Raw genomic sequence first — 8,212 nt, 5'->3', positions numbered from 1 at the left:
TTAGCTCAGACCATCCACCGGAAGCAAGTCCCGATACCATGACCCTGAACACAAGATCAGTCAGGCGCTCATCGTCCTACCTCGTTTCCCTGCCTTCCGGCCGGGTCGGTGTCCGTGTCGCTCTGACTCGAATTAAGTTACGCACCGCCGAACACGAAGTCAAATCACCTGGTCAGCGCATATTTCGTACGCCGTCCATGATCATCGGCCGGTCGTTCACGGCCGCCAGTCGCCGGCGAACCAGCCCGGCGCCGCCGCGGTGAAGCGCGCACGGTCCCATCCACCCGCTCCGGCGGGGATCGCGCCGAGCAGCCGGGTTCCGGTGACCCGGGGCAGGTCGTCGCGGTTGCACTGTGCGGCGAGGTCGGGCTCGGCCGGCCAGGAGCCGATGACCAATCCGGCGCAGGGCACGCCGGCGGCGGTGAGGGACCGGGTGGTGAGTTCGCTGTGATTGAGGGTGCCGAGTCCGGCGGCGGCCACGACGAGGACCGGTGCGCCGAGTTTCTGCGCGAGGTCGAGCAGGGTGAACTCCCCCATCCGGACCAGCAGTCCACCCGCGCCTTCGACGAGTACCAGGTCGGCGTCGCGCAGGGCGTCGACGGCGGCGACGGTGTCGCTCAGCGTCAGCAGGGGCTGGGCGGCGCGGCGGGCGGCGGTGTCGGGGGCCAGCGGATCGGGGTAGCGGGCGAGTTCGACGGCGCGGGTCACCCCGGACAGGCGGGTGACCTCGGCGAGGTCGCCGGGTTCGCCGGGCGCGATGCCGGTCTGCGCGGGCTTGCAGATCGCGACGGTGCGACCGGCGGCCCGCGCGGCAGCGGCGAGCGCGGCGGTGACGACGGTCTTGCCGACGTCGGTCGAGGTGCCGCTGATCAGCAGGATGCTCATGCTGTCTCCACTCGGCATGCTGGGGCGTCTTCCGTGGTCACGCGAGCCGCCAGGCGCTGACCGCTCATGCCGGGACCACTTCCCGGCCGCGCGCCTCGGCGAGAACCTCGCCGAGCACCTCGGCGATGGTGTCGAGTTCGGCGGGGGTCAGGTCGGCGCGGGCGGTCAGGCGCAGGCGCGAGGTGCCCTCGGGGACCGACGGCGGGCGGAAGCAGCCGACGTCGAGGCCGCGGGCACGGCAGGCCTGGGCGGCGTCGAAGGCGCGCTGGGCATCGCCGAGCACGACCGAGACGACGGCGGAGTCCGGTTCGGGGACACCGGCGATCCGGGCGATATCGGCCGCGCGGTCGAGCACGCGCGAGGCCATGACGGGATCGCGGCGCAGCAGCGACAGCGCCGCGCGGGCCGCGCCGACGGCGGCGGGGGCGAGTCCGGTGTCGAAGATGAAGGTGCGGGCGGTGTCGATGAGGTGGGCGCGGATCCGGGCGTCGCCCAAGACGACGCCACCCTGGGCGGCGAAGGCCTTCGACAGGGTGGCGGTGATGACGAGGTCGGGTTCGCCGGCCAGGCCGGTCTCGTGCACGAGTCCGCGGCCGCCGCGGCCGCGCACGCCGAGGCCGTGGGCTTCGTCGACGAGCAGGACCGCGCCGTTGGCCCGGGCGACGCGGTGCAGATCGCCGAGCGGGGCGAGGTCGCCGTCGGCGCTGAACACCGAGTCGGTGAGGACCAGCGCGCGTTCCTCGGTGCGCTCGGCGAGCAGCCGCTCGACGGCGTCGACATCGCGGTGCGGCGCGATCTCGATCCGGGCGCGGGAGAGCCGGCAGGCGTCGACAAGGGAGGCGTGGCTGCCCGCGTCGGAGACGACGAGGGTGCCGCGGCCGGCCAGTGCGGTGACCGCGCCGAGGTTGGCGGCGTAGCCGGAGGCGAAGACCAATCCCGCGTCGGCGCCGACGAATTCGGCCAGTTCGGCTTCCAGCTGGGCGTGCTCGGTGGTGGTTCCGGTGACAAGCCGTGACCCGGTGGACCCGGCGCCCCAGCGGCGCACGGCCGCGATCGCGCCCGCGACGACCTCGGGGTGGCGCACCAGGCCAAGGTAGTCGTTGGAAGCGAGGTCGATCGCGGGCGACTCGGCGGCACGCGGGCGCAGGTGCCTGCGCAATCCGGCGTCGACCCGTTCGGCCGCGCGCTTGTCCAACCAGCTCAACGGATCAGTCTGCACAGCTGAGCAGCATACTTGAACACCGTTCAGGGCGCCCGGGGTACTCATTTGGCCGATGCCTTGACCGCGGCGCGGACCGCGCCGGTGATGGTGGCGATATCGGCGGTGGAGCTGATGAACGGGGGCATGGTGTAGACGAGATCGCGGAACGGGCGCAGCCACGCGCCCGCATCGACCGCGGCGTCGGTGGCGGCGCGCATGTCGACCGGCGCGTCGAGCTGGACGACACCGATCGCGCCGAGCACCCGGACATCGGCCACCCCGGGCTGCCCGATGAGCGGGGCCAGGCCCTCGGTGAGTTCCGTTTCGATCCGGCGCACCTCGGCGCGCCAGTCCCGCGAGATCAGCAGTTCCAGCGAGGCGACCGCGATCGCGCAGGCCAGCGGGTTGCCCATGAAGGTCGGGCCGTGCATGAGGCCGCCGTGCGCGGCACTGATCGTCTCGGCGATCCGCGCGGTGCACAGGGTCGCGGCGAGGGTGAGATAGCCGCCGGTCAGCGCCTTGCCGACGCACAGGACATCGGGCGCGACACCGGCGTGGTCGGCGGCGAACAGTTCGCCGGTGCGGCCGAAGCCGGTGGCGATCTCGTCGAAGACGAGCAGGACGTCGTTGTCGTCGCAGAGGCGGCGCAGTTCGCGCAGATAGCGCGGATCGTGCCAGCGCATGCCGCCCGCACCCTGCACCACTGGTTCGACGATGATCGCGGCCAGTTCGTCGCGGTGTGCGAGGACGGCACGCTCGAGTTCGTCGACGTAGCCGGGGACGAACTCGCGCGGCGGCGCGGGGACGAAGACCTGTTCGGTGAGCACATCGGTCCACAGCGCGTGCATGCCGCCGTCGGGATCGCAGACGCTCATCGGGGTGAAGGTGTCGCCGTGGTAGCCGCCCCGCCAGGTGAGCAGCCGGTGCTTGCCCGGTTTGCCGAGGCTGCGCCAGTACTGCAAACACATCTTGGTGGCGACCTCGACCGACACCGAGCCGGAATCACAGAGGAAGACCTTGTCCAGGCCGGCAGGCGTCAGTTCGACGAGCAGCTGGGCCAACCGGGTCGCCGGTTCGTGGGTGAGCCCGCCGAACATCACGTGACTCATCCGCTGTGACTGCGCGAGCAGCGCCGCGTCCAGCACGGGGTGGCGGTAGCCATGGATCGCGGCCCACCAGGAACTCATGCCGTCGACCAGTTCACGCCCGTCGGCCAAGGTCAGGCGGGTGCCCGCCGCGCTCGCCACGACCAGCGGTTCGGTGGTCGCGGGGAAGCCGCCGTAGGGATGCCAGACATGCTCGGCATCGAGGGCGCTGATCTGCTCGGGAGTCAGGTTCACTGGTGTCCTCGTCGTCGTCCGGTGCCGCCGGTCCGACGGCCTTGAACACCGTTCAAGTTAGCATTCGCCGTCGCGGGCGCACGGGCCGTCGCGGTCAGGTCATGGATTCCTCTACTGTCGTAGCATGTCGAGCCCGAACGACCGATCCGGTGAGGTGACCGCACTGGGTGTGTGGCCGGGCACGGCATACCCGCTGGGCGCGACCTACGACGGCGCCGGCACCAACTTCTCGGTGTTCTCCGAGGTCGCCACCGCGGTCGAGTTGTGCCTGATCGCCAAGGACGGCGTGGAGACCCGGATCGATCTGGACGAGGTCGACGGGCACGTCTGGCACGCCTATCTGCCCACGGTCACCCCGGGCCAGCGCTACGGGTTCCGGATCCACGGTCCGTACGAGCCGGAACTCGGGCTGCGCTGCGATCCGGCCAAACTACTGCTCGATCCGTACGGGAAGGCCTTCGACGGCGAATTCGTCAACGATCCCGCGCTCTACACCCACGGCCTGGATTCGCTGGGCAAGACGATGACCGGGGTGGTGATCAACCCGTTCTTCGACTGGGGTGCCGACCGGCCGCCGAAGCGGCCCTACCACGAGACGGTGATCTACGAGGCGCACGTCAAAGGGATGACGATGACGCATCCGGACGTGCCCGCCGAACTGCGCGGTACCTACGCGGGCCTGGCGCATCCGGCGATCATCGGACATCTGAAGAGCCTGGGCGTCACCGCGATCGAGCTCATGCCGGTGCACCAGTTCTTCCACGATCACGTGCTGACCGATCAGGGCCTGCGCAACTACTGGGGCTACAACAGCATCGGCTATCTCGCGCCGCACAACCAGTATTCGGCCCGCCCGCGCGGCGACGCGGCGGTCACCGAGTTCAAGGCGATGGTGCGGGCGATGCACGCCGAGGGCATCGAGGTGATCCTCGATGTGGTCTACAACCACACCGGCGAGGGCAACCACCTCGGGCCAACGCTGAGCCTGCGCGGCATCGACAATGCCGCCTACTACCGCCTCGACGACACCGACCCCGAGCTCTACAAGGACTACACCGGCACCGGCAACAGCCTCAATGTCCGGCATCCGCACACGCTGCAGCTGATCATGGATTCGCTGCGCTACTGGATCCTGGACATGCGCGTCGACGGATTCCGCTTCGACCTGGCCGCCACCCTCGCCCGCGAATTACACGATGTGGACCGGCTGTCGGCATTCTTCGATCTGGTGCACCAGGACCCGGTGGTGAGTCAGGTGAAGCTCATCGCCGAACCGTGGGATGTCGGCGAAGGCGGCTATCAGGTCGGCAATTTCCCCGCGCTGTGGACGGAGTGGAACGGCAAGTACCGCGACACCGTGCGCGACTACTGGCGCGGAGAGCCCGCGACGCTGGGTGAGTTCGCCTATCGGCTCACCGGGTCGTCGGATCTGTACGAGTCCACCGGGCGGCGCCCGAGCGCGAGCATCAACTTCGTCACCGCGCACGACGGGTTCACGCTGCGGGATCTGGTGTCCTACAACGACAAACACAACGACGCCAACGGCGAGGGCAATCGCGACGGGGAAAGCTACAACCGGTCCTGGAACTGCGGAGTGGAGGGGCCCACCGACGATCCGGGGATCCTGGCGCTGCGGTCGCGTCAGCAGCGCAATCTGCTGGCCACGCTGATCCTGAGCCAGGGCACGCCGATGCTGGCGCACGGCGACGAGATCGGGCGCACGCAGCTCGGCAACAACAATGTGTACTGCCAGGATTCGCCGCTGGCCTGGATGGACTGGTCGAATGCCGACGCCGAGCTGCTCGCGTTCACCCGGTCGGTGATCGCGCTGCGGACCGCGCATCCGATCTTCCGGCGGCGCCGGTTCCTGGCCGCCGGCCCCGGTGACGGGCAGGGTCGCAGACGCGAGATCGGCTGGTTCACCCCGGCCGGGGCGGAGATGACCACCGGCGACTGGGAGAGCGGGTTCGCCAAATCGCTGGCCATGCTGCTCGACGGTGACGGCATCCCCGAACCGGGTCCGCGCGGGGAACGCATCGGCGACGACTCGTTCCTGCTGTGCTTCAATGCCCACGACGACGCGATCGATTTCGTGGTGCCGGGGTGGGAGTTCGGTGCCGAATGGACGCTCGCCCTGGATTGCTCGACCCCCACCGGTGCCGCCGACGCCGTCTACGCCGCGTCGGCGATACTTCCTGTCCCCAGCCGCTGCCTGCTGGTATTGCGCCGAACCGCCTAGCCGAGACGATGACCGAGACCTACGTGACCGACCCGCTGACCCTGCTGCACCGTGCGCCGATCCGGCCCAGCACGGTCCGCAGCACCTACCGGCTGCAACTGCGGCCGGACGCGCTGACCTTCGCCGACGCGCGGGCGATCGCCGAATACCTGCAACAACTGGGTATCTCGCATCTGTATCTGTCGCCGATCCTGACCGCGACGCACGGGTCGACGCACGGCTACGACGTCACCGATCCGACCACGGTATCGGCCGCGCTGGGCGGCCCGACCGGGCTCAAGGCGCTCTCCGACGAAGTGCGCAGTCGCGGGATGGGCCTCATCGTCGACCTGGTGCCCAATCATGTCGGCGTCGGCGATCCACGGCAGAACCCGTGGTGGTGGGACGTGCTGCGCAACGGCCAGAACTCCCCCTACGCCCGGTACTTCGACATCGACTGGAGTGCGGCCAACGGCGCGGGCGGGCGGCTGGCGCTGCCGGTGTTGCAGAGCGAGAACGATCCGGCGGCGCTGACCGTGGACCGGTCGGGCCCGGAACCGATGCTGGCACTGCACGATCTGCGCTTCCCCATCGCGCCGGGCACCGACGGCGACAACGCGCTGCGCATCCACGATCGCCAGTGTTACCGGCTGGTGAGCTGGAAGGCGGGGGTGTGCACTTATCGGCGGTTCTTCGCGGTGAACAGTCTGGCCGCGATCCGGCAGGAGGACTCCGAGGTCTTCGAGGCGACGCACCGGGAGCTGGCGGCGTGGTGTGAGCACGATCTGATCGACGGGGTGCGCGTCGATCATCCGGACGGGCTGGCGCATCCGAGCGCCTATCTGACGCGGTTGCGCCGGTTGATCGGCCCGCAGCGGTTGCTGCTGATCGAGAAGATCCTCGCCAATCGCGAACCGCTGGACGCGACGCTGCCGGTCGACGGCACCACCGGCTACGACGCGCTCGCCGACGTCGGCGGGGTGCTGCTCGATCCGGCCGGTGAGCCGCCGCTGACCGAGCTGTCCCAGCAGGTCGCCGGGCACGGTAGCGACCGGGCCTGGTTCGGGGAGACCGAGCACCGGATCAAGCGCGCGGTCGCCGAAACCATTCTGGCGCCGGAGATCCGGCGGCTGGTGGCCGCGATCAAACGCGACGGGAATGCGGCCAGTTTCGACACCCTGTCGGTGAGCAACGCGACCATCGAGGTGCTGGCGTTCATGCCGGTCTACCGGGTGGACTACGCGCCGCTGGCCGGGATCACCGCGGCGGTCGTCGCCGAGGTGGAGAAGCGCAATGCCGAGCTGACCGCGCCGCTGTCGGTGCTGGTGACCGCGCTCGCGGTCGGTGGGGAGGCGGCGACGCGGTTCTCCCAGGTGTGTGGCGCGATCACGGCGAAGTCCGTCGAGGACACCATGTTCTATCAGGGCGCGCGGCTGGTGTCGCTGCAGGAGGTCGGCGGCAATCCGGCACGATTCGGCCACTCGGTCAACGACTTCCATCTGTCCAACAGTGAACGCTCGCAGCGCTGGCCGGCCACCATGACGACGCTGTCGACCCACGACACCAAGCGCGGCGAGGATGTGCGGGCGCGGATCGGGGTGCTCTCGCAGGTGGCCGATGTGTGGTCGCTGCGGGTGCGTGGCTGGCTGGAGACCACGCCGGCGCCGGACGGGGCAACGGCACTGTTCCTGTTGCAGAACATGTTCGGGGTGTGGCCCGCCGACGGCCGGCCCGCGTCGTCGGTGCCGGGGCTGCGCGACCGGCTGCATCTGTTCGCGGAGAAGTCGATTCGCGAGGCGGGCACCAAGACCTCATGGGAGGAACCCGACGCGGTGTTCGAGGCGGCGGTACACGGCTGGCTGGACGCGGTGATCGACGGCCCGGTGGGCACCGGCATCGGCGATCTGGCGCACGAGCTGGCTCCGCACGCGTGGTCGGACGCGGTGGCGCAGAAGCTGTTGCAGCTGTGCGGGCCCGGTATCCCGGACATCTACCAGGGCACCGAACTGTGGGAGGACTCGCTCGTCGACCCCGACAACCGGCGGCCGGTGAACTTCGCGGTGCGGGCCGGGATGCTCCAATCCCTCACCGACACACCGACCCTGGACACCACCGGGGCGGCGAAGATGTGGGTGGTGGCCTACGCGCTGTGGTTGCGGCGCGAGCGGCCGGAGTGCTTCGTCGGCGGAATGTACCGGCCGCTGTACGCCGTCGGTGAGCACGCGCACCGGTTCGTCGCCTACGGACGCGGGCCCGCGGGTGAGGAACCGGAGGTGATCGTCGCGGCGACCCGGCATTCGGTCGGGCTGACAGCGACCGGCTGGCTCGACACCACCTTGCCGCTGCCGGAAGGCAATTGGACCGATCGACTGACCGGCAACACCTTCGCGGGTCAGGCACGGGTGGACAAGCTGTTCACCCGCTTGCCGGTCGCCCTGCTGGTGCGCTGACCAGCGCGCATCGCGGAGCCACCGCAGTGGCCCCACGTCCGGCGCAGTAGGTCAGCGGCGCAGGCCGAGGTACTGCAAGGCGGCGAAAGCACCGACGGTGATCGCCTGGAGCACCGTC

At 69.8% G+C, this 8,212-nt stretch carries 5 protein-coding genes; 2 read left to right on the top strand and 3 right to left on the bottom strand.

Annotated features, from left to right (window positions below; genetic code table 11):
* Positions 1-216: 216 nt before the first annotated feature.
* From bioD to ACFXK0_RS28520, 3 genes are all read right to left on the bottom strand, one after another.
* Entirely contained in the window at positions 217-885 is a 669-nt protein-coding gene (gene bioD, locus ACFXK0_RS28530; RefSeq protein WP_379414163.1) for a dethiobiotin synthase, read from the bottom strand.
* Between the two features lie 64 nt (positions 886-949).
* Positions 950-2,104 carry an 8-amino-7-oxononanoate synthase gene (locus tag ACFXK0_RS28525; protein WP_379414161.1) on the bottom strand — a complete coding sequence of 385 codons (1,155 nt, stop codon included), beginning with the start codon at positions 2,102-2,104 and terminating at the stop codon, positions 950-952.
* Between the two features lie 44 nt (positions 2,105-2,148).
* Complete coding sequence (locus tag ACFXK0_RS28520) at positions 2,149-3,426, bottom strand: adenosylmethionine--8-amino-7-oxononanoate transaminase (RefSeq protein WP_379414160.1); 1,278 nt, start codon at positions 3,424-3,426, stop codon at positions 2,149-2,151.
* A 124-nt stretch (positions 3,427-3,550) separates the two neighbouring features.
* On the opposite strand from ACFXK0_RS28520, the gene glgX reads away from it, so the two are divergent.
* The gene (glgX, locus tag ACFXK0_RS28515; RefSeq protein ID WP_379414159.1) at positions 3,551-5,665 is read left to right on the top strand and encodes a glycogen debranching protein GlgX; all 2,115 of its coding nucleotides are present in this window, start codon (positions 3,551-3,553) and stop codon (positions 5,663-5,665) included.
* 8 nt (positions 5,666-5,673) lie between these two features.
* Positions 5,674-8,094: a malto-oligosyltrehalose synthase gene (gene treY, locus ACFXK0_RS28510; RefSeq protein ID WP_379414158.1), complete on the top strand. Its 2,421-nt coding sequence runs from the start codon at positions 5,674-5,676 to the stop codon at positions 8,092-8,094.
* The last annotated feature ends 118 nt before the right edge of the window (positions 8,095-8,212 follow it).

The sequence above is a fragment of the Nocardia sp. NPDC059177 genome (assembly GCF_042755165.1).
GTDB lineage: Bacteria > Actinomycetota > Actinomycetes > Mycobacteriales > Mycobacteriaceae > Nocardia.
Note: the sequence above shows the minus strand (reverse complement) of the source record. Positions and strands in the feature narration are given on the sequence as shown.

Coding starts and splice junctions, on each gene's coding strand:
- treY (WP_379414158.1), top strand. CDS start 5,674: ATGACCGAGACCTACGTGACCGACCCGCTGACCCTGCTGCACCGTGCG.
- bioD (WP_379414163.1), bottom strand. CDS start 885: ATGAGCATCCTGCTGATCAGCGGCACCTCGACCGACGTCGGCAAGACC.
- glgX (WP_379414159.1), top strand. CDS start 3,551: ATGTCGAGCCCGAACGACCGATCCGGTGAGGTGACCGCACTGGGTGTG.